Here is a 25,854-nt window from a genome sequence, read left to right on the forward strand (position 1 = left end):
GCTGACCGAGATCCTGCTCCGGCCGGGGACGCACCATGGTTTCCCGGTCGTTGGAGGTCATCGGCGGGTGTTCGGCCGTCCGCGGTTCCTCCAGCCCCTGCCCCTGCGGCAGCAGCCGCCCGAGCGCGGGCCGGGCCCGCACCGCGGCCGCGAGCACCGCGTCCGTCGCCGCGCCGAGGGGGGCGAGCGCCTCGGCGAACGGAAGATAAGGAAGACCGCCTTCGCGGACGTCGATGCAGCGGCCGGTGAGCACCAGCGCACCGCAGCCTCCGACGTGCTCGCCGAGCGCGGTCAGCAGCCGGGTCTTGCCGACCCCGGCGTCCCCCGAGAGCAGCACCGCGCCGGCTTCGCCACGTTCTGCCCTGGCGAAGGCGGCGCGGAGCCGCCGCATCTCGTGGGTACGGGCGACGAGCGGGATTCCGGAGCCGAGTCGGGGCACGAGGAGCATTCTGACCTACCGCACCGACAGTTTCCGACCGCTTATCGCCTTCGACACCATCTCGCCGCCCCTTACCGGGCGGTCTTGCCGGCGCCGGCGGTCTCCCGCGCGGCCTCACGGCGCTCCTGCTTCGGTACCTCGACGTCGGCGTGCGCGGCCCGCAGGTGGCGGACGGCGCTGCGAGCGCGGACGGCCCAGGCGCTGCGCCCGGCCTTCCGCAGTTCCTCGGCCCGGTAGGCCGCTTCGGCTCGGACCGCGTCGAGCATGAGATCGCTGTGCATCGTGTTCCCCTGTCTCTCCGGTTGGTAGCACTCAGGTTCGTCCTGAGGGCACACCCCGGGCATCGGGTGATCACGCAGCTCTCGACGCAAGAAGACCCCTTACTCCCGGCCGAGCCCAGCTCGGCGGGGGTAAGGGGTCTTCTCGGAGCGCCTCGTTCCTGAGTGACTCAGTCGTGCGCCGGGCCGCCGGTCCGCACCGCGGCCAGCAGCCCCCGCCAACCCGACGCGGGCAGGCGGAACGCACCCCCTTCGGGGTCCTTCGAGTCGCGCAGCGCGGCCCCACCGTCGACGAACGCGACCTCGACGCAGTCGTTGCCGCCGCCGCTGTGGCTGCTCTTGCGCCACCGCGCCCCGGAGAGTTCTGCTTCCATGGTCCCCACTCCCTTACTGTGTCCTCGGTTCCGGATGGTGCACCGGACCCGGTACGGCCGCCTGTTCGGCGAACCGTCCGGCCGCCTCGGCGATCAGGTCCACCGAGTCGTCCGGTTTCAGTGCGGCGGCGCGCAGATGGTCGAACATCAGCCCGTAGCGCCGCACGTCTGTGGGTTCCTCCAGGTAGAGGCCGCTGGACGTGCTGTCGTCGACGTAGACGACGTCCGGGTCGGCCTGCTCGGGGAAGCCCATGATGAGGAAGGGACCTTCCATGCCGGGGTGCGCGCCGGCCCCGAACGGCACGACCTGGACGGTCACGTTCGGCTTCTCGGCGACGGCGACCATCCGGTAGAGCTGCTCGGCCATCACTTCGGGGCTGTCGACCACGCGGCGGAGCACGGCCTCGTCCATCACCGCCCAGTACTCCGGCGGCGGGGTGTCGGACAGCAGTTCCTGCCGGGCCATCCGGGCGGCGACGCGGCGGCGGATCTCGGCGTCCTCGGCGTCCGGCCGCAGCGCGCGGATCACCGCGCGGGCGTACCGCTCGGTCTGCAGCAGCCCGGGTACCAGCAGCGCCTGGAACGCGCGCAGGGAGCTGGCGTCGGCTTCGAGCCCGACGAAGGTGCCGGTGAACACCTCGTTGTACGCGTGCCACCAGCCGCGCTTGCGGGCCTCCCTGGCCAGCTGGACGAGCGCTTCCTGCTCGTCGCCGGTGATGCCGTAGAGGGCGAGCATGTCGCGGGCGTCACGCGGGGTGACGCCGACGTGGCCGGTCTCGATGCGGCTGATCTTCGACGCCGAACACTCGAGCTTCTCGCCCACCTCGTCGATGGTGAGGTCGGCGGCCTCGCGGAGCCGGCGCAGCTCCCCCGCCAGCCTCCGGCGGCGAACCGTGGGGCTCTGTCCCCTTGCCATCGCGGCACCTCCGGATGTCGAGTGCTACCTGTATCCAACCATCCGGGCGCGGAGTCGGTGGAGCATTAACATCGAGTCGATTCCGGCGCCGGATCTGCAATTTGCAGAATGCTCTTGTATCCTCGCACCCTGCACTGCTTCGGGCGCCTGACAGTCGGCCAGCCGTGGCTTCGACTGGCCTCTGAGCAGGGTAGACGATGACCGCGCGAAGTGCCGCGTGATCATCGGACGGAGGGGTCCGGGGCCGTCCCCCGATCGGTCCCGGGCCCCTCACCCGGGCCGAATGCCCTTTTCCGGCGACGAATATTCGAGCTATTAGTCGCCCGTGAGGGTGATTTCCCGGCGAACTTCACAGCACGCGCAGGAGTCCTTCTTGGACGACCGTCGCGATCAGCGTGCCGTCCTGGGCGAAGAACCGGCCGGTGGCCAGGCCGCGGGCGCCGGACGCCGTCGGCGAGGCGCTGTCGTAGAGGAACCACTCGTCCGCGCGGAACGGCCGGTGGAACCACAGCGCGTGGTCGAGGCTGGCGCCGAGCACCTTGTCGGTGTCCCAGTAGACGCCGTGGCGGGCGAGCACCGAGTCCAGCAGCGTCATGTCCGAGGCGTAGGTCAGCACGCAGACGTGCAGCAGCTGCTGGTCGGGCAGTTTGCCGTCGGCGCGCATCCACACCTGGTTGCGCGCGGGCAGCTCGCCGGTCTCGCGGGTGACCCACGGCGGCTCGTTGACGTACCGCAGGTCGATCGGCCGCGGCCGGGCGTGCGCGCCGATCGCGTAGCCCTCGGCCCGCTCCATCAGCGTCGGCAGCGTCTCCGGCGCCGGGATGCCCTCCGGCATGTCCTCGGAGTGCTCGATGCCCGGTTCGTCCTTCTGGAACGACGCCGAGAGCGAGAAGATCGCCTTGCCGTGCTGGATCGCCACGACCCGGCGGGTGGTGAACGACCGGCCGTCCCGGATCCGGTCGACCTCGTAGACGATCGGCACGCTGGGGTCGCCGCCGCGGATGAAGTACGCGTGCAGCGAGTGCACCCGGCGTTCCTCGGGAACCGTGCGCCCGGCCGCGACCAGCGCCTGGCCGGCGACCTGCCCGCCGAACACCCGCACCGGCGAGTGGGCGGGCGAGACGCCGCGGAAGATGTTCTCTTCGATCTTCTCGAGGTCGAGCAGCGCGATCAGGCGGTCGAGCACCGGCTGGCCGCCACCGGGGAGCTCCAGTTCGGTGGCGGCCGTCCTGGCCATTTCAGTCATGCCAGGACCTTACGTGCATACTGAGCGGTCGGTCTCTCAAGCGTGGTCGTCTTCACCGAGCCGGTGCACGCGGATCAGGTTGGTCGACCCGACGGTGCCCGGCGGGGAGCCGGCCACGATGACGACCAGGTCGCCCTTCTGGTACTTGCCCATCTCCAGCATCGCGTGGTCGACCTGCTGGATCATCTGGTCGGTCGAGTCCACGAACGGCACGATCCGGGTCGTCGTGCCCCAGGTCATCGAGAGCTGGCTGCGGACGCTCTCCTCCGGCGTGAACGCCAGCAGCGGCAGCCGGGTGTGCAGCCGCGCGAGGCGGCGGACGGTGTCACCGGACTGCGTGAACGCGACCAGGGCCTTCGCGTTGAGCCGCTCGCCGATGTCGCGGGCGGCGTAGGAGATGACGCCGCGCTTGGTGCGCGGGACGTGCGTCAGCGGCGGGACGACCGGCGAGTCGGTCTCGACCGCCTCGATGATCCGGCCCATCGTCTCGACGACCTCGATCGCGTACCGGCCGACCGAGGTCTCGCCGGACAGCATCAGCGCGTCGGCGCCGTCGAGCACCGCGTTCGCGACGTCGGAGGCCTCGGCGCGGGTCGGCCGGGAGTTGTTGATCATCGACTCGAGCATCTGCGTCGCGACGATGACCGGCTTCGCGTTCTCGCGGCAGATTTGGATGGCGCGCTTCTGCACCAGCGGGACCTGCTCCAGCGGCAGCTCGACGCCGAGGTCGCCGCGGGCGACCATCACCGCGTCGAAGGCCAGCACGATGGCTTCGAGGTTGTAGACGGCTTCGGGCTTCTCGATCTTGGCCACGACCGGCAGCCGGCCCTTGCCGACCCGGTCCATCACCTGGTGGACCAGGTCGATGTCGGCCGGCGAGCGGACGAAGGACAGGGCGATGAAGTCGACGCCCAGCTCGAGCGCGAACTCGAGGTCCTCGATGTCCTTGTCGGACAGCGCGGGCACGGAGACGTCCATGCCGGGCAGCGAGACGCCCTTGTTGTTGCTGACCGGGCCGCCCTCGGTGACCTCGCAGACGACGTCCGGGCCCTCGACGCCCTTGACCACCAGGCCGACCTTGCCGTCGTCGACGAGCAGCCGGTCGCCGGGCTTGGCGTCCTTCGCCAGGCCCTTGTAGGTGGTCGAGACGCGGTCGTGGGTGCCGGCGACGTCCTCGACGGTGATCCGGACGACGTCGCCGTTGTGCCACTCGACCGGCCCGCCGGCGAACGTGCCCAGGCGGATCTTCGGGCCCTGCAGGTCGGCGAGGATGCCGACCGCCCGCCCGCTCTCGGCGGCGGCGGCCCGGATCAGGTCGTAGACCTGCTTGTGGTCGCTGTGGCTGCCGTGGCTGAAGTTCATTCTGGCCACGTCCATGCCGGCATCCACCAGGGCCCGCATCTTCTCCGGGGTCGCGGTGGCTGGGCCCAGGGTACAAACGATCTTCGCGCGTCGGCTCACGTCCACATAGCGTAGACCCTCTTCGCTCGTACGTCTGTACCGATCCCGAATGTTCAAGAAAGTGTTCAGAAGCCTGCCTGGTCAGATCACGCTAGCGACGCGGTTGTTCACTGGGCCCGACGCGGTCACGGGCCCACTCGTTGAACTCCCGGAGCTGCCGCCAGGCCTTCCGGACGCGGTCGAAGGCGCCTCGCTCGTGCAGGACGTCGTCGGGCTCCCAGCCGCGCACGGCATACACCGAGCGGTAGCGCAGCAGGTCGAGGCGCGGGTGGTCCTCGGCGAACCCGCGCGGCTTCGACTTCAGGCGGTCGCCCTTGACCTCCCAGCCGGCGCGCTCCAGCTTGGCGAGGATCTTCCGCAGCGCTTCGCCGTGCAGGTCCGTGTCGACCGCCTTGCGGAACCGGGCGATCTGGTCGGACGCCAGGTGGAAGCACCCGCCGCCGACGCGCAGGCCGTCCGGCCCGACCTCGACGTAGTAGGCGCCGCCGCCGCGGCCCTGCTCGATCACCCCGCCGCAGTGGGTCTTGTACGGCGTCTTGTCCTTGGCGAAGCGGACGTCCCGGTAGGGCCGGAACACCTTGGGCTCGCCGAAGCCGTCCCCGAACTCGGGGGCCAGCTCGGCCAGCAGCGCCTCCATCGGGGCCCGGACGTCGGACTTGTAGGTCTCGACGTGGTCGTCCCAGTAGGGCTTGGAGTTGTCCTCCACGAGGCCGTCGAAGAAGTCGACGGCGTACTCGCCGAATCCGCTGAACTTCACGCGGACGACAGTAAACGGGGGCACCGACGAGTTCCGCCGGTGCCCCCGAGAGGTCACTTCGCGACGGCGGTGATCAGCTCGCCGTTCGTGGTGTCACCCGAGAGCTCCCAGAACATCGCGCCGCCCAGGCCCTGGGTCTTGGCGTAGGAGATCTTGCCGGCGATGGTCGCCGGGGTGTCGTAGCTCCACCAGTTGCTGCCGCACTTGGCGTACGCGGTGCCGGCGACCGTGCCGGTCGACGGGCAGGACGTCTTGAGCACCTTGTAGTCCTCGATGCCCTGCTCGTACTTGCCGGGCGCCGGGCCGGTCGCCGTGCCGCCGGGGGCGCTCTGCGTGACGCCGGTCCAGCCGCGGCCGTAGAACCCGATGCCCAGCAACAGCTTGCTCGACGGGACACCCTTGCTCTTGAGCTTCTGGATGGCCGCGTCGGAGTGGAACCCGGCGGTCGGGATGCCCGCGTACGACGTCAGCGGCGAGTGCGGAGCCGTCGGGCCCTGCGCGGCCCAGGCGCCGAAGTAGTCGTAGGTCATCACGTTGTACCAGTTGACGTACTGCGCGGCGCCGCCGTAATCGGCCGCGTCGATCTTGCCGCCGCCGGTGCCGTCGGCGGTGATCGCCGCGGTGACCAGCTTCGAGCCGAACTTCGCCCGCAGGGCCTGGAGCAGGTTCTTGAACGCCGCCGCACCGCTGGTGTCGCAGGAGAGGCCGCAGGCGTTGGGGTACTCCCAGTCGATGTCGATGCCGTCGAAGACGCCGGCCCAGCGCGGGTCGTTGACCAGGTTGTAGCAGGAGTTCGCGAACGCCGTGGGGTTCTGCGCGGCCTGCCCGAAGCCGCCCGACCAGGTCCAGCCGCCGAAGGACCAGAGGACCTTCAGGCCGGGGTGCTTGGCCTTGAGCTTCTTGAGCTGGTTGAAGCTGCCGGCGAGGGGCTGGTCCCAGGTGTCGGCGACGCCGTCGACGCTGCCCGCGGCGTCGTAGGTCTTCTGGTAGTCGGCGTAGGCGTCGCCGATCGCGCAGCCGCCGTTCGTCACGTTGCCGAACGCGTAGTTGATGTGGGTCAGCTTGCTCGCCGAGCCCGACGTCTCGATGTTCTTGACGTGGTAGTTGCGGTCGTAGACACCCCATTCGGTGAAGTAACCGACCACCTTGCCGACCGAGGCATCGGTCGCGGCGGCGGCCACCGGAGCCGTCGCGCCACCCGCGACGAGGCCGGCGGCGGCCGCCACGGCCAGCAGCGCCGAGAAGCTCTTCCTGCGGAAACGGGACATGTGTTCTCCCTCCGGGAATTACTCACGGCCATGGTGCCGGAGTGGTGAGGACCACACTTACCGTAAGTGGACTAGACCACTAGGTCAATGGTTCAGACCATGCAAGGTCCACATTCCTTGACAGGAATATGCGCGGCGGAGCACATTTCAGGGGTGATGCAGACTTTCGACGTCCTCGCCGAGCCCCGGCGCCGGACCATCCTCGACCTGCTGCGCGACGGCGAACGCTCGGTCGGCGAGCTGGTCGACGAGCTGGCGCTGAGCCAGCCGGCGGTGTCCAAGCACCTGCGCGTGCTGCGCGAAGCCGGGCTGGTGACGGTCCGGGTCGCGGCGCAGCGGCGGTGCTACGCGCTGCGCCCGGAACCCCTGGCCGAGGTCGACGCCTGGCTGGCGCCCTACCGCCGGTTCTGGTCGGACCGGCTGGACGCCCTCGAACACCGCCTGGACGAGACCGACCCCGCCTGACCGCGCCCTCCGGACGGGTCAGGGCCGAGCGGAGCCCGGCGCCGGCTCGAAGGCGATGCCCCGCTCGGCCGCGCGGCGCTCGCCCCACTCGTACAACGCCGTCAGCGCCGGGCGCAGCTCCTCCCCCACCTCCGTGAGGTGGTACTCGACGTGCGGGACCCGGCCGTCGAACTCCTCGCGGCGGACGACGCCGTCCGCCGCGAGCTCGCGCAGCTGCTGGGTCAGCATCTTCTCGCTCACCCCCGGCATCCGGCGCCGCAGCTCGCCGTAGCGGTGGGCGCCTTCCTTGAGGTGGGCCAGGATCACCGGCTTCCACTTGCCGCCGATCAGGTCGACCGCCAGTTCCGTCGCGCACTGGTACCGCTTCATCCCGCTCTCCCTACGCACCGGAAAGTACGTGGTTGCCCGGCCGGGCCGCCCCTGGTTGCCTGATCCGGTGATCGTGCCAGAAACCCCGCCGCCCCCGACCCTCTACGACTGGGCGGGCGGCCACGAGGCCCTCGTGAAGCTGCTGACGATCTTCTACGGCCACGTCCTCGAAGATCCGCTGCTCGAACCGGTCTTCCGGCACATGGACCCGCACCACGCCGAGCACGTCGCCGGCTGGCTGGGCGAGGTGTTCGGCGGGCCGGCCGAGTACTCCGCGAGCCACGGCGGGCACGCCCACATGATCGGCCGCCACCTCGGCCGCGGGATCACCGAGGCGCAGCGCCGCCGGTGGGTGACCCTGCTGCTCGACGCGGCCGACGAGGCCGGCCTGCCCGGCGACCCGGAGTTCCGGGCCGCGTTCGCCGGCTACCTCGAGTGGGGCAGCCGGCTGGCCGTGATCTTCTCCGCGCCCGGCGCCGAGCCGAACCTGCACGAACCCGTCCCGCGGTGGGACTGGCCGGTACCGCCCTGGCAGCCGCCGTCGCCCTAGCCGCATAGTGAGGGGCAGTCGGAAGGAGGCTGCCTTGATCCGGGTGGACGGCCGGACCCTGCGGTGCGCGGACGTGGTGGCCGCGGCGCGCACCGAGGGCCCGTTGGGCATCGACGTCTCGATCGCCGCGCTGCGCGCGGCCGAGCACGCGTGGAAACTCGCCGAAGAGCTGAGCACGCGCCGCGTGGTCTACGGCCGGACCACCGGCGTCGGGGCCAACAAGGACGACCCGGTCGAGAGCTCCGTGGAGCACGGCCTGCGGCTGCTGCGCAGCCACGCGGGCGGCAGCGGGGACGAGCTGCCGCCCGGCCAGGTCCGGGCGATGCTGCTGATCCGGCTCAACCAGCTCCTCGCGGGCCGGTCCGGGATCAGCCCCGAGCTGATCGGCGCGCTGGCCGAAGCGGTCCGCACCGGCGCCCGGCCGCTGGTGCACCGGCTCGGCGCGATCGGCACCGGCGACCTGGCCCCGCTGGCCGAGGCGGCACTGGCGCTCACCGGCGAACGGCCGTGGGTCACCGGACACGTGCCGCCCGTGCCGGTGCGGGCGGGCGACGCGCTGGCGTTCATGAGCAGCAACGCCGCAACGCTCGCCGAAGCGACCCTTTCCGCGATGCGGCTGGACACGCTGACCCGCGCGAGCCACGCCGTCGCGGCGCTGACGTACGTCGCCCTCGACGGCAACCCCGAGGCGTACGCGACGCCGGTGCACGAAGCGCGTCCGCACGCGGGGCAGGTCGCCTGCGCGGCCGAGATGCGGCGGCTGCTGGGCATGCACCAGACGCCGAAGCCGGGACGCCGGATCCAGGACCCGTTCGGGCTGCGGGCGTTCCCGCAGGTCCAGGGCCCGGCGCTGGACGCGATCCACTACCTGCGGGACGTCCTCGCCGTCGAGATCAACGCGAGCACGGAGAACCCGATGATCTCGACGGTGCACAACGACGCCTACCACCACGCGCACTTCCACACGGCGTACGTGTCGACGGCGCTGGACCAGGCCCGGGCGACCGTGCACCAGGTGGCGGAGCTGTCGGTGGCGCGGCTCGGCGACCTGGTGGAGCCGGAGTTCACCGGGCTGCGGCCGTTCCTGGCGGCGGGACCGCCGGGCAGCTCGGGCGTGATGATCCTGGAGTACGTGGCGCACGACGCGCTGACCGAGCTGCGGCAGGCAGCGCTCCCGGCGACCCTCGGCACGGCGGTGGTGTCACGCGGCATCGAGGACCACGCGAGCTTCTCGACCCAGGCGGCCCGCGCGGCCACCGCGGCGTGTTCGGCCTACCAGCAGGTACTGGCGTGCGAGCTGGTGGCGGCGGTCCGGGCGCTGCGGATGCGGGAGGCCGATCTGGTGGAGCTGCCGGTGCGGGACGCGTTCGAAGCGGCGTCGGCAGTACTGGATCCCGGTCTCGACGACCGGCCGCTCACCGACGACATCGCCGCCGCCGTCGGCGTCCTGGACGTGCTGGCCCGCATCTAGCGTGAACTCGATCCGCCCCTGCTGCCAACAACCGGGGAGATGGCCTCACGACAGGCAGGCGGTTCATGAGTTCACCAGGTGAAGCCGGGGACGACGCGGACGTCATCACCGCGTCGCTGGAGCACCCCGAGCGGTTCGCGGTGGTCTTCGACCGCCACGCCCCGCACATCCATCGCTACCTCGCCCGGCGGCTCGGCGGCCAGGCCGCCGACGACCTGATGGGCGAGACGTTCCTGATCGCGTTCGGCGGGCGCGGCCGCTACGACCCGGCCTTCCCGAGCGCGCGGCCGTGGCTCTACGGCATCGCCACCAACCTCGTCGGCCAGCGCCGTCGCGAAGAGGCCCGCGAGTACCGGCTGCGCGCCGCACTCGGCCCGCCGGCCGAGCAGGACGGCCACGCGGACCGCGTCGCCGAGCGGGTGACGGCCCAGGCGATGACCGGACGGCTCGCCGCGGCGCTGGCCGGACTGGCCCGGCGGGACCGCGACGTCCTGCTGCTGATCGCCTGGGAAGGACTGGCCTACGAGGAGGTCGCGACGGCGCTGGGGATCCCGGTCGGCACCGTCCGGTCGCGCCTGAACCGGGCCCGCAGGAAAGTCCGCGCGGAACTGGGGCACGCGCCAGCCGAGGAGGTCTCGAACCATGGATGACATGCAGCTGCTGCGCGACTTCGCCGGACCGGCCGGGCTCCCGGCGCCCGGCGACCTGGCCCGGAAGCGGGCCGAGCTGCTCGCCGCCACGGCCTCGGCTCGCCCCCGGCACCGGCGGGTGTTCCGGGGCGGGCTCACGGCGGCCGGGCTCGCCGCGGCCGCCGCCGCTGTCGTCGTCCTCACCCCGGCCGACACCGCGGTTCCGCCGAATCCCGGGCCCGAACCGGTGCGGATCCTGCACGCCGCGGCCGCGAAGGCCCGCGCCCTGCCGGACGTCACCCCGCGGCCGGACCAGTTCGTCTACACCAGGACGCGGCTCGCGGACGGCCGGGAGAACGAAACGTGGGCGTCGGTGGACGGCACCCACGACGGGCTGGCGTTCCTGTACGGCCACGAAGCCGAGGTGGCGGGCTGCCGCGACGGGAAGCGCGTGCAGCACGAGAGCCACGGGCGGACGGTGACGAACCGGTGCGTGCCGCACCCCGCCGTCCCTGCGGACCTGCCCACGGACGCCGACGCCATGCTCGCCTACCTGCACAAGAGCACCTACGGCGAGGGCGACACCCGGCACGACCTCGGCGCCGAGGTCGTCGACCTGGCGGGGGGCTACCTGAGCCCGGCGGCCAGGGCCGCGCTCTACGAGGCCGTGGCCAAGGTGCCGGGCCTGGTCGCCCGCACCGACGCGAAGGACGCCACCGGCCGGGCCGTCGTCGGCATCACCTGGACCAGCACGACCGGGTACGGGATCGGCAACCAGGACGAGTTCCTGTTCGACCCGGTGACCTTCGCCTACCTCGGCTCCGGGACGACCGGTGTGGTCGTGCGCCAGGGCATCGTCGACGAGGTGCGCCAGCGGCCCTGAACGTGCGAAGGGCCGCCCCGGGAAACCCCGGAGCGGCCCTTCGACGGGGAACTCAGCCGAAGAAGACTTCGGCTTCCTGGTAGCGCTCGACCGGGACCGTCTTCAGCTCGGCCGTCGCCTCGGACAGCTTCACGCGGACGATGTCCGTGCCCTTGAGGGCGACCATCACGCCGAAGTCGCCGTCCGCGACCGCGTCGACCGCGTTGAGGCCGAAGCGGGTGGCCAGGACGCGGTCGTAGGCCGTCGGGGTGCCGCCGCGCTGGACGTGGCCGAGGACCACCGCGCGGGACTCCTTGCCGGTGCGGTGGGCGATCTCGTCGGCCAGCCAGGTGCCGATGCCGCCGAGGCGGACGTGCCCGAAGGCGTCCTTCTCGCCGGTGAGCAGCTTCTCCTCGCCGCCCTCGGGCAGCGCGCCCTCGGCGACGACGATGATCGGCGCGAACTCCTTCTCGAAGCGGCGCTCGACCCAGGAGACGACCTGGTCGACGTTGAAGTGCCGCTCCGGCACCAGGATCACGCTCGCGCCGCCGGCCAGGCCGGAGTGCAGCGCGATCCAGCCGGCGTGCCGGCCCATGACCTCGACCACGAGCGCGCGGTGGTGCGACTCGGCCGTGGTGTGCAGCCGGTCGATCGCCTCGGTCGCGATGGAGACCGCGGTGTCGAAGCCGAAGGTGTAGTCGGTGGCGCCCAGGTCGTTGTCGATCGTCTTGGGTACACCCACGACGCCGACGCCGTCGTCGGTCAGCCGCTTCGCGACGCCGAGGGTGTCCTCGCCGCCGATCGCGATCAGCGCGTCGACGCCCTGGTCGGCGAGGACCTGCTTGATCTTGTCGACGCCGCCCTCGACCTTGTACGGGTTCGTGCGCGAGGACCGCAGGATGGTGCCGCCGCGGGTGAGGATGTCCTCGACGTCGTTCAGGCCCAGCGGGCGGCTGTCGCCGGTCAGCGGGCCGTTCCAGCCGTTGCGGAAGCCCACGAAGTCCCAGCCGTGCACCTCGATGCCCTTGCGCACCACCGCGCGGATCACCGCGTTGAGCCCCGGGCAGTCGCCGCCGCCGGTCAGCACACCGACACGCATGAGTAGCCTCCGTCTGTTCTCGGGAGATGACAGTCACATTTCGTCAGACGCCAGCGTAGCGGCTCTCGTCTTGATCGGTGCAGGCCGTACCACCTGCCGGATCGGGCTGTGCTAGGTTGACCCCGTGCAGCGCTATTTCTGGTTTACGAAGCCGGCCCCGGGTGGGCACGGCGGCGTGAACCTGCGCTGACTCCCACCCCGAGCCGGATTTCCCAACCGGCTCGGCGAGTCCCCCGCGGGTCGGTGTCCACCAGGAAGGAACACCCCCGCCATGACGCTCTCCGCCGGACCGGCCACCATCGGTGACCTCGACGCCGCGCGCACCACGTCGATCAGTCCGCTCATTTCGCCCGCGCTGCTGCGCGAAGATCATCCGGTCGACGCCGCCGTCGCGAAGGTGGTGCGGCACGGCCGCGCCGAAACGGTCGACATCCTGGAAGGCCGCGACGACCGGCTCCTCGTGGTCGTCGGCCCGTGCTCGGTCCACGACCCCGAAGCGGCCCTCGACTACGCCCGCCGGCTGGCCGCGAAGGCCGAGGAGCTGCGCGGCGAACTGCACATCGTGATGCGCGTGTACTTCGAGAAGCCGCGCACGACGCTGGGCTGGAAGGGCCTGATCAACGACCCGGACCTCGACGGCACGTTCGCCGTCAACAAGGGCCTGCGGATGGCCCGCAAGCTGCTGCTCGACGTGTCCGAGCTCGGCCTGCCGGTGGGGTGCGAGTTCCTCGACCCGATCACGCCGCAGTTCATCGCGGACATCGTGACGTGGGGCTCGATCGGCGCCCGCACGGCGGCCAGCCAGGTCCACCGCCAGCTGTGCAGCGCGCTGTCGATGCCGGTGGGCATCAAGAACTCGACCGAGGGCGACGTCCAGGTGGCGATCGACGCCACCCGCGCGGCGGCGGCGAGCCACGTGTTCCCGGGCATCAACACGGACGGTCTCGCGGCGCTCCTGACGACCTCGGGCAACCCGGACTGCCACGTGATCCTGCGCGGCCACAACGGCGGGCCGAACTACGACGCCGGTTCCGTTTCGGACACGCTGGCCCGGCTGGCGAAGGCGGGCCTGCCGGAGCGGGTCATCATCGACGCTTCGCACGGGAACAGCGGCAAGGACCACGTCCGGCAGGGCGTGGTGGTGTCCGAGCTGGCTGCCCGGATCGCGGCGGGCGAGCGCGGGATTTCCGGGCTGATGATGGAGAGCTTCCTGGCGGGTGGGCGGCAGGAGCTTTCGCTGGGGCACGCGTCGGAGCTGACTTACGGGCAGTCGATCACGGACGCCTGCCTGGCTTGGGACGACACCGCGCCGCTGCTGGACGAGCTCGCCTCGGCGGTGCGGGCGCGCCGCTGAGAGGTCCCCGGCCTGGGGGTCCCCCGGTTTTTACGTTACCGGGGACCCCCGACAGTTTCGGTGCCCTCGGATGCCGCGCCCGCGCGGTGCCCGCCACCCCGAAGCCGGATTGTGACTACGGCCGGTAGTACCGCGTCAAGGCGGGAAAGCGCGCCTTGACCCGGCACCACCGTCCGTGTTCCGGCTTCGGATCGGGGTGGTCTGGGTGGGTGCGAAAGTCAGGCTGTCAGCGGCGCGGGAAGTAGCTCTCGATGACGTCCCAGCGGGCCAGGTTGTGCTTCGCGTCCGCCAGGGCGTCGTGCTGGTCGGTCGGCGCTGCCGGGAGCTTCGGCTTGCCCGCGTCCTCCCAGCGCTGGCGCAGGTCGCGCGTGAACCGGGGCAGCTGCCGGGGCAGGGCCGGCATCGGGCCCCACAGCTGGGCCAGCGCCACGTGGTCGTACGCCGCGAACCAGGCCCACAGCTCGATCCCGCCCGGCGGCTTGCCGAAGAACTCCAGCAGGTCGGTCCGGATCTTCTCCCTGCTCCGCCACGCCCGGTCGGCCGGTGAGGGCAGCTTGTCCAGGACGTTGTCGCGGACCCATGGCCCCGCCTTCGAAGGGTCGAACTCCGTCGAGACCGCGTAGAACTCGCGGCCCCGCTCGTCCACCACCCCGATCGACACCAAATCGATCGTCACGCCGTCTTCGATGAACTCGGTGTCGTAGAAAAAACGCACTGGTGAACAGTAGTGGGGCCTCAGCCGACCTTGGAATCCGGCACCCGGGCCGCGTCGCGGGCGGACGGCTGGGCCGGGACCGCGGGCTTGACGCCGGCCGCCTCCGCCGCCAGCAGTTCCTTGGCCTTCGCCGCGTAGATGTCGACGTACTCCTGGCCCGACAGTTCCATCAGGGCGTACATGATCTCGTCCGTGATCGACCGCTCGATGAAGCGGTCCCCCGCGAGCCCCTCGTACCTGGAGAAGTCCAGCGGCTTGCCGAAGCGGACCTCGAGCCGCCGCGGCCACCACATCTTCGAGCCGATCGGGTTGACCTTGTCGGTGCCGATCATCGCCACCGGGACCACCACGCCGCCGGACTCCAGGGCGATCCGGGCCACGCCCGTCTTGCCCTTGTACAGGCGGCCGTCCGGGGAGCGGGTGCCCTCCGGGTAGATGCCCAGCAGGTGCCCCTCGCGGACCAGGCGGGTCGCCGTGTCGAGGGCGGCCTGGGCGGCGTTGCCGCCGGACCGGTCGATCGGGAACTGGCCGACGCCGGTGAAGAACCACTTCTTGAGCGTGCCCTTGAAGCCGGGCTCGGTGAAGTACTCGGACTTGGCCGGGAAGGTCACCTTGCGCTTGACCCGCAGCGGCATGAAGAACGAGTCCGCGACCGCCAGGTGGTTGCCGGCCAGGATCGCGCCACCCGTCTCGGGGATGTTCTCCGCGCCGACGACCTTGGTCGGCCAGAGCGTCTTGAGCAGCGGACCGAGGAACACCCACTTCATGAGCCAGTACAGCACCGGTGCCTCAGTCCTCCATCGCAGCCGCAGCCCCTGTTCACCCGAGACGAACAGCCTACGAACCCGGGTGGCCGCCGCACAACGCGGACCACCCGGATACCACTCCGGCAGCGATCGATCTCACAGCGAATTCAGGGCCCGGGCGGAGCCCCACAAGGTCCGCCGGGCGTGAGAGCATGGACGGACTGCACCGCTCACACGGAAGGCGATCGCATGGGCGTGCTCGCCGGCGCGGAACCGTTCGGCCACACCGGTTCGGCCGATACCGGGTTCCTGCTCTGCCACGGGTTCACCGGTACCCCGGCGAGCATGCGGGCCTGGGGTGACCACCTGGCCGAGGCCGGGTTCACGGTGCGCTGCCCGCTGCTGCCGGGCCACGGCACCCGCTGGCCCGACCTCAACCGCACGACGTGGGAAGACTGGTACGGCGCCGTCCGCGAGGCCCTCCTCGCGCTGCTCGCGACCTGCAAGACCGTGTTCGTCGGCGGCCTCTCCATGGGCGGCACGCTGACCCTGCGCCTGGCCGAGGAGTTCGGTGACCGGATCGCCGGGATCGTCCTGGTCAACCCGTCGGTGACGCGGCTGAAGTGGGACACGCGGCTGCTGCCGGTGCTGGGCCGGATCGTGCCGTCGGTGCCGGCGATCGCGAACGACATCAAGAAGCCGGGCGAGACGGAGCTGGCCTACCCGCGCACGCCGGTGCGCGCGGCGGCGAGCCTGGCGAAGCTGTGGGCGGTCGTGCGCGCCGACCTGGCCAAGGTCACGCAGCCGGTGCTGCTGCTGCACTCGTCGGTCGACCACGTCGTCGAGCCGGTGAACTCGCAGCTGGTGCTCAAGGGCGTCTCGAGCACCGACGTCACCGAGGTCGTGCTGGAGAACAGTTACCACGTGGCGACCCAGGACAACGACGCCGAAGTGATCTTCACCCGCAGCGTCGAGTTCGCGAAGGCGCACGCCGCCCAGCCCGAGGAGACCGCATGAGCCGGGGGAAGGACGGGCCGGAGGACGTCGACGCGACGTTCGCCGAGATCGTCGCCGACCTGCGCGCCGGCGGGTTCGGGCTCCCCGAAGAAGACACCTCGGAGACCGCCGGAGCCGCCGGGACCGAGTCGCGCAAGACGCCCGAGCGGCCCGCCGACCCGCCCGCCGCGGAGAGCCCGCCGGAGCCCGGCTGGCGGTCCGGAGGCACGTCGTGGGACACCACGATGTTCTCCGACGACCCGGCGGACGACGACGAGCACTACGTCCCGCCGGAGCCGCCGCCGCTGCCCCGGCCGAAGCTGGGCGCGTTCCTCATCCTGCTGCTGTTCCTGGCCGGGCTGTTCCTGCTGATCCTGCCCGGCGTGATCGGCGTCGGCCCGACGGTGGCGACGCCGCTGGGCATCCTCGCGCTCGCGACGGCGATCGCGCTGCTGCTGCTCCGCGTGCGCCAGGGGCCGCCGCCCGGCGCGGACCCCAGCAACGGCGCCCAAGTCTGACACCGTCGGCGATGCACATCGAGTTCAGTCCTTCGCGGCGATCGACCGTCGGCGCGGAATGGGAGCTCGGCCTGGTGGACCGCCGCAGCGGCGAGCTCTCGTCGGTCGCGGAACTGATCCTCGATGCCGTCCGGCCGGACGGGCAGGCCGAGCACCCGAAGATCAAGCAGGAGCTGCTGCTCAACACGATCGAGATCATCACCGGCGTCTGCGACACGATCGCCGAGATCAAGGCCGACCTGGCCGACTCGCTCGACGTCGTGCACGGCGTCGCCGACCCGCTCGGGGTCGAGATGTTCTCGGCGGGCACGCACCCGTTCTCGAACTGGTACCAGCAGAAGGTCACCGACAAGGAGCGCTACGCCAAGCTGATCGACCGGACCCAGTGGTGGGGACGGCAGATGCTGATCTACGGCGTCCACATCCACGTCGGGGTCGACCACCGCGAGAAGGTGCTGCCGGTCCTCGACGCGCTGCTCAACTACGCGCCGCACCTGCAGGCGCTGTCGGCGTCGTCGCCGTACTGGGGCGCCGAGGACACCGGGTACGCGTCGAACCGGGCGCTGATGTTCCAGCAGCTGCCGACGGCCGGGCTGCCGTTCCAGTTCCGGAAGTGGGCGGAGCTGGAGAGCTACGTCGAGGACATGTTCACCACCGGCGTGATCGACCACTTCTCGGAGATCCGCTGGGACATCCGGCCGTCGCCGAAGCTCGGCACGATCGAGATGCGCGTCTGCGACGGCCTGCCGACGCTGGAGGAGGTCGGCGCGATCGCGGCGCTGACGCAGTGCCTGGTCGACGACTTCGTCGAGCGCCTGGAAGACGGCGAGATCCTGCCGACGCTGCCGCCGTGGCACGTCCAGGAGAACAAGTGGCGCGCGGCCCGCTACGGCACGGACGCGATCGTCATCCTGGACGCGGCCGGGCGCGAACGGCTGGTCACCGACGACGTGGCCGACCTGCTGGACCGGCTGGAGCCGGTGGCGCGGCGGCTGGACTGCGTGGCCGAGCTGCGCGACGTCGAGACGATCCTGCGGTACGGGCCGAGCTACCGGCGGCAGCGCGCGGTCGCCGAGCAGCACAAGGGCAGCCTCAAGGCCGTGATGGCGTCACTGGTCGCCGAAATGCGCGACGGGATCGCGCGGGCTTAGAGCTCGTCGAGCTGCCGGCGGAGCGTGCCGGGGCCGAGGATCGACGCGCCGAGGGCTTCGACGCGCCGCTTCAGCTCCCGGTCGGCGGTCGCGACCAGGACCCTGGCGTGCTGCTGCGCGACGACCTCGACGATCTTCGAGTCGCCGTCGGTGTCGGCCGCGACGACCTCGACACCGGTCGTCCCGGTGACGTGCTTGGCCTGGCCTTCGACGACCAGGACGATCCGCGGCCACCAGGTCACGGTGCGGTCGTCCGGGTCGGGCACACCGGCTTCGGCGAGCTTGGCGAGCTGGTCGCGGAGCCGCTCGGCGGCGCCGTGCCGATCGCGCCACCAGCCGTCCGGCCGTGAGCCGACGACGTTGGCGGCGTCGACGACCAGGACGAGTTCGCGGCCGACGCGGTCGCGCAGGTCCGGCCAAGCGGCGGCGAAGTCGCGGTGGAGGGGGTAACCGGGGACGTCGTCGGGATCCACCCAGCGCACCTCCGCACTTTCGGTGTTGGCGACGCGCGCTTCGGCGCCGTCGGCGAGGGCGAGCACGGTGGTGTAGCTCCAGTCGCCGTGATCGACAACGGAGGCGGAGACCGCGCGAAAGGCCTCGGCGGGGACAGAGGTCTCCTCGAAGGCTTCCCGGGCGGCGGCGATCCTGGCGGTTTCGCCGGCTTCGATGGCCCCGCCGGGCAAGGCCCAGGTACGGCCGTGGTGCACCCACCAGGCCCGGCGCTGCAGCAGGACACCCCGGGCGGGATCGACGAGCAGCAGCCCGGCGGCACCGTAGCGGCCCCAGTGCAGGTGCCCGCAGGAGCAGCGGACGAAGACGCTCGCGGACAGGTGACTCACACGTCCAGCGTGTCACAAGATCCCGCCAGCGAAGGTCGGAGCCCGCTCCCGGGGTCCAGTTCGCGGGAAAGGCCACGGCAGCAGACGAACCGGAACACGAATGGGACCCACACCCCCCGCAACCCCGATCCGAAGCCAGAACACGGCCGGCGGCACCGGGTCAAGGCACGCTTTCCCGCCTTGACGCGGTGCCGCCGGCCGTAGTCACAATCGGGCTTCGGGGTGGCGGAGAAGACCGCACCGCGCGCCATCCACAACCGATCGCGAAATCAGACCGGGGTCTTCGCCGCTTCCAGGGCCAACGCCGCCGCGCCGACGATCGCCGTGTCGTCGCCGAGGTGGGCGGTTCTGATGCGGGCCAACGGCCGGTGCCGCGCCCCCGTGATCGCCCCCGCGTAGTGCTCGCGGGCCTCGTCCAGGAACAGCGGTGCCGACTCCGACACCCCGCCCCCGATCACGATGATCTCCGGGTCGAACACGTCCGCCACCAGCGCCAGGCCCTCGCCGAGCCACTTGGCCAGCTCCGCCATCGCCAGCTGGGCGATCGGGTCGCCGTCGCGGGCCGCTCCCGCGACCCGGCGGCCCGTCACCGAGCCCGGGTCGCCCGCGACCTGGGGGGCGAGGACCGTCGAACGGCCCGGGTGCCGCGCGAGCAGCTCCACCGCCGTCGCCGCCAGGGCCGTTCCGCTGCAGTACCGCTCCCAGCAGCCGTACTTGCCGCAGGGGCACGGCCGGCCGCCGCGGACCACCGTCAGGTGGCCCAGCTCCGGGGCCACGCCGTACGCGCCCCGGTACAGCTTGCCGTCCAGCAACAACCCCGCGCCGATGCCCGTGCCCAGGGCGACCAGGGCCGCCACCTGGGCGCCGCGGGCCGCGCCGAAGCGGTGCTCGCCCACGATCGCCGAATTGACGTCGTGCTCCAGCAGCACCGGCAGGCCGACGCGCTTTTCGATCCGGTCCGCCACCGGGGCGCCGCGCCACGCCAGGTGCGGGGCGAACATCACCGAACGGCGGTCGCGGGCCACGAAGCCGGCCACGGCCAGCCCGACCCCGGCCACGTCGTGGCGGTTGCGCAGGTCCTCGACCACGCCCGCGATGGCGTCCTCGAGGGCGCCTTCCTCGGTCGGCGTCGCGACCCTGGCCGTGTCGAGCAGGGAGCCGCGTTCGTCCACCACGCCGGCCCGGATGCTCGTCCCGCCGACGTCCACCCCTATCGTCCGCACTCAGCTCTCCCACTCGTCGCGCCGGCGGACGGCGATGCGCTGCACCCGCGGCGAGGTCCGCGGGTCCGCGGGCCGCGGTGCGGGCCGGAACCCGGGCATGTGCACGCCCTCTTGAGGCTCCCAGCGGTCCGCGAGCACCGCACGCAGCAGGGCGACCAGCTGCGCGAGCTGCTCGGCCAGCCGCGCGACCAGCTCGGGCCGTTCTCCCCGCACCACCGCGACGATCGCACAGAGCGGGCACCAGCCGCACGCCGAACCGTCCGGTTTCCCCTCGTCAGGGGGGCGGTAACCACCGGGGGCTTCGCCACCCGGCACCCCCGAAAAGAAGGTGCCGTGGCCGGCCGCGAGCACGCCTTCGAGCCACGGCGCCGCCTTCTCCGCGACCATCTCGGCGAGCAGGCGGATCTCCTCCGCCAGGCGCGGCCCGTGTTCCTCTTCGCTCACCCGCGTCCCCGGTTCCCGGCCAGGTGCACGACCAGGCCGTCGGCGTCGGATTCCGCGCCGGTGATCCGGCACGGCCGCAGCGGCTCCGGCAGGGCGATGAGCCTGCGGAAGCCGTCCACGGTGATCGCCAGGTCGTCGTCGACGCGGGCGAGGTCGACCTCGGCGTCCCGCGCGAGCGGGATCGCGACGCGCAGGGTGTACCCGCCGGTGGCGGGCCGCACGCGCAGCAGCGGGGTGACGGGCGCGCCGTTGCCCACGAGGGGATCTTCGCCTCGGTAGAGCTCGGCGGCGATCTCCAGCAACGCGGGCAGCCCGACCGGCTCGACGGCGCGGTGCTCGACCCGGGCGACCGGCGCGATCCCGGCCGCGGCGAGCTCGGCGAGCACGGCGTCCTGCTGCGTCCGCCGCGTGCGCAGCCAGGACGCGGCGCCGCCGCGCCAGAAGCCGGGCGCGGGCATCAGCCGGTTGGCGATCAGGCCGTCGACGGCGATGCCGCGCAGGGCCAGGGAGCTGAGCGTGCGCCGCGCCTCGGCGACGACCACCCGCTCCGGCGTCAGGACCAGCCGGACGGTCGTCACCGCCGGGTCGGTGAGCAGGGCGCGCAGGCCGTCGAGGTGGGCGCCGAGGCGGCGCACCGAGTCCGTGACGCGGCCGCGCGGCCCGAACACGCGGGTCAGGTAGCCGGAAACGGCTTCGGGCAGGGCCAGCAGCCGCAGCGTCTCGGCCGTCGGGCCGCAGTCGACGACGACGGCCTCCCACGGCCCGTCCTCCGCCAGCCGGCGGACTTCGGTGAGGGCGAGCAGCTCGTCGACGCCGGGCAGCACGGTCAGCTCTTCGGCGTCCAACGCGTCGAGCCCCGCGCCGGCCAGCACCGCACGCAGCTCGCCGCGCAGTCCCTCCCAGGTGGCGTCCACCAGGGTGCGCGAATCGACCTGCACAGCGGAGAGGAGAGCGTCCACTTCGGACGGTTCGGCGCCCAGCGGGTGCCCGAAGGCGTCACCCAGCGAGTGCGCCGGGTCCGTGGACACGACGAGGGTCTTCCTGCCGCGGGCGGCGAGGGCGGCGCCGGTGGCCGCGGCCAGCGTGGTCTTCCCGACACCCCCCTTGCCGGTGCACAGCAGGATCCGCACGCTAGCCCTCGGCCCGCTTCTTGAGCTCCTTCAGCGCGGTGTCCATGACCATCTTCTCGGCCTTGCGGCGCAGCAGGCCGATCATCGGGAGCGCCAGCTCGACCGACAGCGTGTAGGTGACCCGCGTCCGGCCGCCGAGGTCGGCCAGCGCGTAGCGGCCGTTCTGGGCCTTCTGCATCTGGCCCTTGACCAGGTGCCAGCTGACGCCCAGGCCGTCTTCGTCCCAGTCGTACTCGAGGGTGTAGACGTCCTTGATCGGGCCCGCGTCCAAGGTCAGCTTGACCTGCTTGGCCCGGCCTTCGGCGTCGGTGTCGAGGACCTCGGTCTGCCGGACGGCCTTGGCCCATTCCGGGTACGCGGGGAAGTCGGCGATCACGGCCATCACCCGGCTGGGCTCGGCGTCGACCTCGATGGACTGTGTGGACTGCTCGGCCATGGGTCGAAGCGTAGCCGCCGCGGTTGGTCACCAGCGCAGCACGTAGGGCTGCCCGGTCTCCTTGAAGTGACCCACGTTACGGCATTCGGTCAGGCCGACCCGGGCGCGGGCCGCCAGGGGCTGGTGCACGTGCCCGAACACCGACCAGCGCGGCCGCTGCGCCCGGATCAGCTCCAGCAGCGCCGTCGAGCCGATCTCGCTGCGGCGCGCGACGACGTCGTAGGTCAGCTCCGGCAGGGCCGGCGGGCCGTGCGTGCAGAGGACGTCCACCGCGGTCAGGGCCGCCACGCTCCCGTCGTAGTCCGCGCGATCCCGCAGGTAGGGACGCCAGGCGGCGCCCTTGCGGGGCCGCGGGACGACGCCGTCGGGCAGCAGCGCGCCGCCGACGAACCCGAACCGCAGGCCGCCGATCTCGGCCACCTCGCCGTCGAGCACCTGCACGCCCTCGCCGGTGAACTCCGGCCACAGCGCCGGGGTGTCGACGTTGCCGGGGGTGGCGTAGGTGGGCGCGGTCATCGCCGCGAACAGCGTCGCGTACTGGGCGCGGATGGCTTCGTCGACGGCGCTCGCCGGGTCGTCGAGGCTCGCCCAGAGCTCCCGCGAGTAGGCAACGGTTTCGTCACGGGTGCCCTCGCGGCGCAGGCGGGCGAACCCGGCCACCTTCTCCGCGCCGAACAGAGCACCCATGATGCCCTTCTCGTGGTCGTGGTAGTCGACGAAGTCGATCAGGTCGCCGAGCACGACCAGGGCGTCCGCCCCGTCGCCCGCCCGCTTCAACGCGTCCGCGTTGCCGTGCACGTCCGAGACGACGTGTACCCGCACCCCTGCACCCCTAGCTCTCGCCGCGCGGAGGGACGCCGGGCTCGCGCCCGTCCTCCAGGATCTCCTTCAGCCCGAGCGCGATCGCCTTCGCCGCGCGGGCCCGCCGGTCGAACTCCCGCCGCAGGTCACGTGGCGCCAGTTCCCGGGGCGCCCCGGCCGCGTCGGCGGGCGTCGCCCGCAGGAAGTAGTGCAGCAGAGTGCCGTCGAGCACCGGCTCGAGCCAGACCTCCATCGTACCGACGAGCGCACCCGTCACGGTCCAGCGCAGCCCCTTGTCCCCCCGGTCGGTGTAGACCTCGAGGACCAGGTCGGGCCAGTAGCGCCGCCAGGAGGCCGGCTCGGCGAAGACCGCGGCCACGGTGGCGGGCGGAACGGCGAGGAACGTCTCGTCGACGATGTCGAGTGAGGGAGGCGCGTTCACGTGCGAAGAATGTCACGCCCTCGCCTCGCGGGGTCGATCAGCATGGTCTTAAGGTGCTCACCACGCTAAGTTGACTGGCGGGTAACAGCGGTGTCACCTGCCGCACGCGTTGAACACGGAGGTCCACGTGCGCGAATACAGCGCTCCCGCCGGCAAGCCGGTGGCCGACGACGAAAACATGTCCGACGTCGTCTGGGCGAACGCCGAGCGGTTCTCCGACGTGGTGAGCTTCCGCCGCCAGGTCGAGGGCAGCTGGCTGGACGTGACCGCCAAGGAGTTCGCGGCCGAGGTGCTGGCCGTGGCCAAGGGCATGGCCAAGGCCGGGATCGGCCGCGGCGACCGGGTCGCGATCATGTCGAAGACCCGCTACGAGTGGACGCTGATCGACTTCGCGATCTGGGCGGCCGGCGCGGTCACCGTCCCGATCTACGACACGTCCTCCCCCGAGCAGGTGCACTGGATCCTCTCCGACTCGGCCGCGAAGGGCGTGTTCGTCGAGACGAACGCCCACGCCGCGGCGGTCGACGAGGTCCGGGACCGGCTCACCGACCTGGCCAGCACGTGGCAGATCGAGGGTGACTCCCCCGCCGTCGAGGAGCTGGCCGCGCTGGGCGCGTCGCTGTCGGACGACGAGCTGCACGACCGGCGCCGCGAGGTGAAGGCGGACGAGCTCGCCACGATCGTCTACACCTCGGGCACCACCGGCCGCCCCAAGGGCGTCGAGCTGACCCACCGGAACCTGCTGGCCGAGATCCGCGCCGACATCGAGGCGTTCCCGCAGCTGATGGAGCAGGGCAACTCGCTGCTGTGCTTCCTGCCGCTGGCGCACGTGCTGGCCCGCGCGATCGCCGTCACCGCGCTGAGCGCCCGCGTCACCCTCGGGCACACCCCGGACGTCAAGAACCTGGTCGCCGACCTGGGCACCTTCCGGCCGACGTTCGTCGTCGCCGTGCCGCGCGTGTTCGAGAAGGTCTACAACTCGGCGAAGCAGAAGGCCCACAGCGAAGGCAAGGGCAAGATCTTCGACGCCGCCGAGGCGACCGCCGTCGCCTTCAGCGAGGCCCAGGACAAGGGCGGCGCCGGGCTCGGCCTGAAGCTCAAGCACCTGGCGTTCGACAAGCTGGTCTACGGCAAGCTGCGCGCGGCCCTCGGCGGCCGCTGCGTCGCGGCGGTCTCCGGCGGCGCCCCGCTCGGCGCCCGGCTGGCGCACTTCTTCCGCGGCATCGGCGTCCCGGTGTTCGAGGGCTACGGCCTGACCGAGACATCGGCGGCGGCGAACGTCAACACGCAGACGGCGTTCCGCGTGGGCACGGTCGGCAAGCCGGTCAACGGCACCTCGGTCCGCATCGCCGACGACGGCGAAGTGCTGCTCAAGGGCGACGTCGTGTTCCGGGCGTACTACAACAACCCCCAGGCGACTGCCGAGGCGTTGACGGACGGCTGGTTCCACACCGGCGACATCGGCGAGCTCGACGCGGACGGGTTCCTGAAGATCACCGGCCGCAAGAAGGAGATCATCGTGACGGCGGGCGGCAAGAACGTCGCCCCGTCCGGCCTCGAGGACACGATCAAGGCGTCCCCGCTGGTCAGCCAGGCGATGGTGGTCGGCGACCAGCGCCCGTTCATCGCGGCCCTGGTGACGGTGGACGAGGAGTACTTCCCGTCGTGGAAGTCCCAGCACGGCAAGTCTTCTTCGGCCACGGTCGCGGAGCTCGCCACGGACCCGGACCTCCTCGCGGAGATCCAGGCCGCGGTGGACGAGGCGAACAAGTCGGTGTCCAAGGCCGAGGCGATCAAGAAGTTCACGGTGCTGGCGAACGACTTCACCGAGGCCGGCGGGGAGATCACGCCGAGCCTGAAGCTGAAGCGGAACGTGGTTTCGAAGAACTACGCCAACGACATCGAAGGCCTGTACAAGAAGTAGTCACCCGGCCGGCTCCCGCACCACGGACCTGGCGCAGGCGAGGAGGTCGCCGCTGATCGGCGACCTCCTTCCGCCGGCCGCGCTGAGCGCCTCGATGATTCCGGCGGTCGCGACGTACACCGCGTGGAGCTGCCCGATCCGGGCATCCGAAGTGCGGTCGGCGTGGACGTCGACGTCGTCGATGACGGTGTAGAGCCGTCGCAGCCACCGGCGGTCGGCTTCTTCGCCCTCCTCCACCAGGGTCTCGAAGTCCCGGTAGCCGATCACCTGGAACCTGCGCGGGCCGGACGACGTCTCGCGCAGCAGGACGTCGCCGATCGCGGCCTGCCAGTCGCGGTAGATCCAGGCTTCCCGGACGGAGAGGAGGCCGGCGACCCGCGCTCGGCTGCCGGCGAGGTCGGCTCCGTCCGGCGCATCGGCACCGGCCACCACCGCGTGGATCCGTTCGAGGGCATCGAGCTGCGCGGCCTCGTCGAGGTCGTCGAACTTCGCGACGGTTCCGGCGTGCAGCGCCTTCTTCAGCTCGTGGTCCACCTGAATACCCGCCCGCCGGGAGGATTCGCTCGAGCTCAGGCCGATTCCCCAGACCTCGGCCAGGCCGCTCAGGCGGGTCGCCTCGATGTGCCCGCCTTCGGCCAATGCCTCGCTGAAGGCGTTCAGCGCCGCTTCGAGTTTCTTCCTGCGGGAAACCTTGGGCTGCAGGAGCAGCAGCTCGCGGCGCAGGGCCCGGATCCAGGCGAGCAGGCTCGCCATGCGGTACAGCGTGCTGAGCACCTTGTAGCGCTCGAACGTCGTGACGTGGACTTCGCCCGACAGGAAGAAGCCGCTCCCGCCGGAGTCGAAGATCTCCCGCATCCGGTAGAAGAGATCCGCGGCGCTGACGGCGAGGGGGTTCGCGTAGTTTTCGTACGTCAGCCTGGACGCGGCTCGGCTCTCGCGGCGCGCCGCGAG

General features: G+C 71.6%; 30 protein-coding genes. 10 read left to right on the top strand and 20 right to left on the bottom strand.

Translation table 11 applies throughout. The features are described 5' to 3' along the window. The 8 genes from CCN39_RS23155 to CCN39_RS23190 form a co-directional block, all read right to left on the bottom strand. The coding region (locus CCN39_RS23155) for an ATP-binding protein (protein ID WP_143264120.1) at positions 1-448 on the bottom strand (448 nt) is incomplete at its 3' end. 62 nt (positions 449-510) lie between these two features. Next, complete coding sequence (locus CCN39_RS23160; RefSeq protein WP_086845244.1) at positions 511-720, bottom strand: hypothetical protein; 210 nt, start codon at positions 718-720, stop codon at positions 511-513. A gap of 167 nt (positions 721-887) precedes the next feature. Continuing rightward, positions 888-1,091, bottom strand: a complete 204-nt coding sequence (locus tag CCN39_RS23165) for a DUF397 domain-containing protein (protein ID WP_086845246.1) — start codon at positions 1,089-1,091, stop codon at positions 888-890. Between the two features lie 13 nt (positions 1,092-1,104). After that, positions 1,105-2,007 (bottom strand): helix-turn-helix domain-containing protein, encoded by a 903-nt coding sequence (locus tag CCN39_RS23170; RefSeq protein WP_086845249.1) that lies wholly within the window; start codon positions 2,005-2,007, stop codon positions 1,105-1,107. 349 nt (positions 2,008-2,356) lie between these two features. Further along, the gene (gene tesB, locus CCN39_RS23175; RefSeq protein WP_086845251.1) at positions 2,357-3,253 is read right to left on the bottom strand and encodes an acyl-CoA thioesterase II; all 897 of its coding nucleotides are present in this window, start codon (positions 3,251-3,253) and stop codon (positions 2,357-2,359) included. Between the two features lie 36 nt (positions 3,254-3,289). Next, on the bottom strand, positions 3,290-4,714 hold the full coding sequence (gene pyk, locus CCN39_RS23180) for a pyruvate kinase (RefSeq protein WP_086845295.1): 1,425 nt from the start codon (positions 4,712-4,714) through the stop codon (positions 3,290-3,292). Positions 4,715-4,805: 91 nt separating this feature from the next. Continuing rightward, on the bottom strand, positions 4,806-5,471 hold the full coding sequence (locus tag CCN39_RS23185; RefSeq protein WP_086845253.1) for a DUF2461 domain-containing protein: 666 nt from the start codon (positions 5,469-5,471) through the stop codon (positions 4,806-4,808). 53 nt (positions 5,472-5,524) lie between these two features. Beyond that, a complete protein-coding gene (locus CCN39_RS23190) occupies positions 5,525-6,739 on the bottom strand; it encodes a glycoside hydrolase family 18 protein (RefSeq protein WP_086845255.1) in 1,215 nt (404 codons plus the stop codon). Between the two features lie 156 nt (positions 6,740-6,895). Between CCN39_RS23190 and CCN39_RS23195 the strand changes: the two genes are divergently transcribed. Beyond that, entirely contained in the window at positions 6,896-7,204 is a 309-nt protein-coding gene (locus tag CCN39_RS23195) for an ArsR/SmtB family transcription factor (protein WP_208630328.1), read from the top strand. An 18-nt stretch (positions 7,205-7,222) separates the two neighbouring features. Here CCN39_RS23195 and CCN39_RS23200 read toward each other — a convergent pair whose 3' ends face one another. Next, the gene (locus CCN39_RS23200; protein ID WP_086845259.1) at positions 7,223-7,573 is read right to left on the bottom strand and encodes a winged helix-turn-helix transcriptional regulator; all 351 of its coding nucleotides are present in this window, start codon (positions 7,571-7,573) and stop codon (positions 7,223-7,225) included. Positions 7,574-7,640: 67 nt separating this feature from the next. Between CCN39_RS23200 and CCN39_RS23205 the strand changes: the two genes are divergently transcribed. The 4 genes from CCN39_RS23205 (at position 7,641) to CCN39_RS23220 (ending at position 11,106) form a co-directional block, all read left to right on the top strand. Next, complete coding sequence (locus tag CCN39_RS23205) at positions 7,641-8,123, top strand: group II truncated hemoglobin (protein WP_143264121.1); 483 nt, start codon at positions 7,641-7,643, stop codon at positions 8,121-8,123. A 34-nt stretch (positions 8,124-8,157) separates the two neighbouring features. Continuing rightward, entirely contained in the window at positions 8,158-9,594 is a 1,437-nt protein-coding gene (locus CCN39_RS23210) for an aromatic amino acid ammonia-lyase (RefSeq protein WP_086845261.1), read from the top strand. 65 nt (positions 9,595-9,659) lie between these two features. Continuing rightward, on the top strand, positions 9,660-10,244 hold the full coding sequence (locus CCN39_RS23215; RefSeq protein ID WP_086845263.1) for an RNA polymerase sigma factor: 585 nt from the start codon (positions 9,660-9,662) through the stop codon (positions 10,242-10,244). Continuing rightward, positions 10,237-11,106 carry a CU044_5270 family protein gene (locus tag CCN39_RS23220; protein ID WP_086845265.1) on the top strand — a complete coding sequence of 290 codons (870 nt, stop codon included), beginning with the start codon at positions 10,237-10,239 and terminating at the stop codon, positions 11,104-11,106. The genes CCN39_RS23215 and CCN39_RS23220 overlap by 8 nt, the downstream gene beginning before the upstream one ends. Positions 11,107-11,158: 52 nt before the next feature. Here the strand turns inward: CCN39_RS23220 and CCN39_RS23225 are convergent, their stop codons facing one another. Then, positions 11,159-12,184 (bottom strand): 6-phosphofructokinase, encoded by a 1,026-nt coding sequence (locus tag CCN39_RS23225; protein WP_086845267.1) that lies wholly within the window; start codon positions 12,182-12,184, stop codon positions 11,159-11,161. A gap of 271 nt (positions 12,185-12,455) precedes the next feature. On the opposite strand from CCN39_RS23225, the gene CCN39_RS23230 reads away from it, so the two are divergent. Then, positions 12,456-13,538: a 3-deoxy-7-phosphoheptulonate synthase gene (locus CCN39_RS23230; protein WP_086845269.1), complete on the top strand. Its 1,083-nt coding sequence runs from the start codon at positions 12,456-12,458 to the stop codon at positions 13,536-13,538. Positions 13,539-13,764: 226 nt separating this feature from the next. On the opposite strand, the gene CCN39_RS23235 is transcribed toward CCN39_RS23230, so the two are convergent. Together CCN39_RS23235 and CCN39_RS23240 are read right to left on the bottom strand one after the other, a co-directional pair. Beyond that, positions 13,765-14,253, bottom strand: a complete 489-nt coding sequence (locus tag CCN39_RS23235; protein ID WP_086845271.1) for a polyadenylate-specific 3'-exoribonuclease AS — start codon at positions 14,251-14,253, stop codon at positions 13,765-13,767. Between the two features lie 20 nt (positions 14,254-14,273). Then, positions 14,274-15,035, bottom strand: coding sequence for a lysophospholipid acyltransferase family protein (locus CCN39_RS23240; protein ID WP_086845273.1), 762 nt, complete (start codon positions 15,033-15,035; stop codon positions 14,274-14,276). A 213-nt stretch (positions 15,036-15,248) separates the two neighbouring features. Between CCN39_RS23240 and CCN39_RS23245 the strand changes: the two genes are divergently transcribed. From CCN39_RS23245 to CCN39_RS23255, 3 genes are read left to right on the top strand one after another with little or no spacing between them, the layout of a single operon-like run. Next, complete coding sequence (locus CCN39_RS23245) at positions 15,249-16,016, top strand: alpha/beta hydrolase (RefSeq protein WP_086845275.1); 768 nt, start codon at positions 15,249-15,251, stop codon at positions 16,014-16,016. After that, positions 16,013-16,513, top strand: coding sequence for a hypothetical protein (locus tag CCN39_RS23250; protein WP_086845277.1), 501 nt, complete (start codon positions 16,013-16,015; stop codon positions 16,511-16,513). Before CCN39_RS23245 ends, CCN39_RS23250 begins: the two co-directional genes overlap by 4 nt. Positions 16,514-16,524: 11 nt before the next feature. Further along, positions 16,525-17,664 (top strand): glutamate--cysteine ligase, encoded by a 1,140-nt coding sequence (locus tag CCN39_RS23255; RefSeq protein ID WP_086845278.1) that lies wholly within the window; start codon positions 16,525-16,527, stop codon positions 17,662-17,664. On the opposite strand, the gene CCN39_RS23260 is transcribed toward CCN39_RS23255, so the two are convergent. The 7 genes from CCN39_RS23260 to CCN39_RS23290 all read right to left on the bottom strand — a co-directional run bounded on the left by CCN39_RS23260 (position 17,661) and on the right by CCN39_RS23290 (position 22,979). Beyond that, complete coding sequence (locus tag CCN39_RS23260) at positions 17,661-18,503, bottom strand: NUDIX hydrolase (protein ID WP_086845280.1); 843 nt, start codon at positions 18,501-18,503, stop codon at positions 17,661-17,663. The genes CCN39_RS23255 and CCN39_RS23260 overlap by 4 nt on opposite strands. A gap of 269 nt (positions 18,504-18,772) precedes the next feature. After that, the gene (locus tag CCN39_RS23265) at positions 18,773-19,711 is read right to left on the bottom strand and encodes an ROK family protein (RefSeq protein ID WP_043783421.1); all 939 of its coding nucleotides are present in this window, start codon (positions 19,709-19,711) and stop codon (positions 18,773-18,775) included. Between the two features lie 15 nt (positions 19,712-19,726). Then, a complete protein-coding gene (locus tag CCN39_RS23270; protein WP_086845282.1) occupies positions 19,727-20,170 on the bottom strand; it encodes a hypothetical protein in 444 nt (147 codons plus the stop codon). Further along, complete coding sequence (locus CCN39_RS23275; protein ID WP_086845284.1) at positions 20,167-21,300, bottom strand: ArsA family ATPase; 1,134 nt, start codon at positions 21,298-21,300, stop codon at positions 20,167-20,169. Before CCN39_RS23275 ends, CCN39_RS23270 begins: the two co-directional genes overlap by 4 nt. Position 21,301: 1 nt before the next feature. Beyond that, positions 21,302-21,736 (bottom strand): SRPBCC family protein, encoded by a 435-nt coding sequence (locus CCN39_RS23280; RefSeq protein ID WP_013224321.1) that lies wholly within the window; start codon positions 21,734-21,736, stop codon positions 21,302-21,304. Positions 21,737-21,763: 27 nt separating this feature from the next. Continuing rightward, positions 21,764-22,558: a metallophosphoesterase family protein gene (locus CCN39_RS23285; RefSeq protein ID WP_086845286.1), complete on the bottom strand. Its 795-nt coding sequence runs from the start codon at positions 22,556-22,558 to the stop codon at positions 21,764-21,766. A gap of 10 nt (positions 22,559-22,568) precedes the next feature. Beyond that, positions 22,569-22,979 carry a polyketide cyclase / dehydrase and lipid transport gene (locus CCN39_RS23290; protein ID WP_086845288.1) on the bottom strand — a complete coding sequence of 137 codons (411 nt, stop codon included), beginning with the start codon at positions 22,977-22,979 and terminating at the stop codon, positions 22,569-22,571. 127 nt (positions 22,980-23,106) lie between these two features. Between CCN39_RS23290 and CCN39_RS23295 the strand changes: the two genes are divergently transcribed. Continuing rightward, on the top strand, positions 23,107-24,903 hold the full coding sequence (locus tag CCN39_RS23295) for an AMP-dependent synthetase/ligase (RefSeq protein WP_086845290.1): 1,797 nt from the start codon (positions 23,107-23,109) through the stop codon (positions 24,901-24,903). Here the strand turns inward: CCN39_RS23295 and CCN39_RS50220 are convergent. After that, on the bottom strand, positions 24,904-25,854 hold a 951-nt coding region (locus CCN39_RS50220; protein ID WP_086845291.1), incomplete at its 5' end, for a hypothetical protein.

The organism is Amycolatopsis kentuckyensis, assembly GCF_002155975.1.
GTDB classification, from domain to species: Bacteria; Actinomycetota; Actinomycetes; order Mycobacteriales; family Pseudonocardiaceae; genus Amycolatopsis; species Amycolatopsis kentuckyensis.

What these genes read in the sequence shown, in the direction of transcription:
- CCN39_RS23165 (WP_086845246.1), bottom strand. Translation starts at nt 1,091, where the DNA reads ATGGAAGCAGAACTCTCCGGGGCGCGGTGGCGCAAGAGCAGCCACAGC.
- CCN39_RS23230 (WP_086845269.1), top strand. Translation starts at nt 12,456, where the DNA reads ATGACGCTCTCCGCCGGACCGGCCACCATCGGTGACCTCGACGCCGCG.
- CCN39_RS23245 (WP_086845275.1), top strand. Translation starts at nt 15,249, where the DNA reads ATGGGCGTGCTCGCCGGCGCGGAACCGTTCGGCCACACCGGTTCGGCC.
- CCN39_RS23255 (WP_086845278.1), top strand. Translation starts at nt 16,525, where the DNA reads ATGCACATCGAGTTCAGTCCTTCGCGGCGATCGACCGTCGGCGCGGAA.
- CCN39_RS23225 (WP_086845267.1), bottom strand. Translation starts at nt 12,184, where the DNA reads ATGCGTGTCGGTGTGCTGACCGGCGGCGGCGACTGCCCGGGGCTCAAC.
- tesB (WP_086845251.1), bottom strand. Translation starts at nt 3,253, where the DNA reads ATGACTGAAATGGCCAGGACGGCCGCCACCGAACTGGAGCTCCCCGGT.
- CCN39_RS23190 (WP_086845255.1), bottom strand. Translation starts at nt 6,739, where the DNA reads ATGTCCCGTTTCCGCAGGAAGAGCTTCTCGGCGCTGCTGGCCGTGGCG.
- CCN39_RS23195 (WP_208630328.1), top strand. Translation starts at nt 6,896, where the DNA reads ATGCAGACTTTCGACGTCCTCGCCGAGCCCCGGCGCCGGACCATCCTC.
- CCN39_RS23215 (WP_086845263.1), top strand. Translation starts at nt 9,660, where the DNA reads ATGAGTTCACCAGGTGAAGCCGGGGACGACGCGGACGTCATCACCGCG.
- CCN39_RS23220 (WP_086845265.1), top strand. Translation starts at nt 10,237, where the DNA reads ATGGATGACATGCAGCTGCTGCGCGACTTCGCCGGACCGGCCGGGCTC.
- CCN39_RS23280 (WP_013224321.1), bottom strand. Translation starts at nt 21,736, where the DNA reads ATGGCCGAGCAGTCCACACAGTCCATCGAGGTCGACGCCGAGCCCAGC.
- CCN39_RS23200 (WP_086845259.1), bottom strand. Translation starts at nt 7,573, where the DNA reads ATGAAGCGGTACCAGTGCGCGACGGAACTGGCGGTCGACCTGATCGGC.
- CCN39_RS23170 (WP_086845249.1), bottom strand. Translation starts at nt 2,007, where the DNA reads ATGGCAAGGGGACAGAGCCCCACGGTTCGCCGCCGGAGGCTGGCGGGG.
- CCN39_RS23250 (WP_086845277.1), top strand. Translation starts at nt 16,013, where the DNA reads ATGAGCCGGGGGAAGGACGGGCCGGAGGACGTCGACGCGACGTTCGCC.
- CCN39_RS23160 (WP_086845244.1), bottom strand. Translation starts at nt 720, where the DNA reads ATGCACAGCGATCTCATGCTCGACGCGGTCCGAGCCGAAGCGGCCTAC.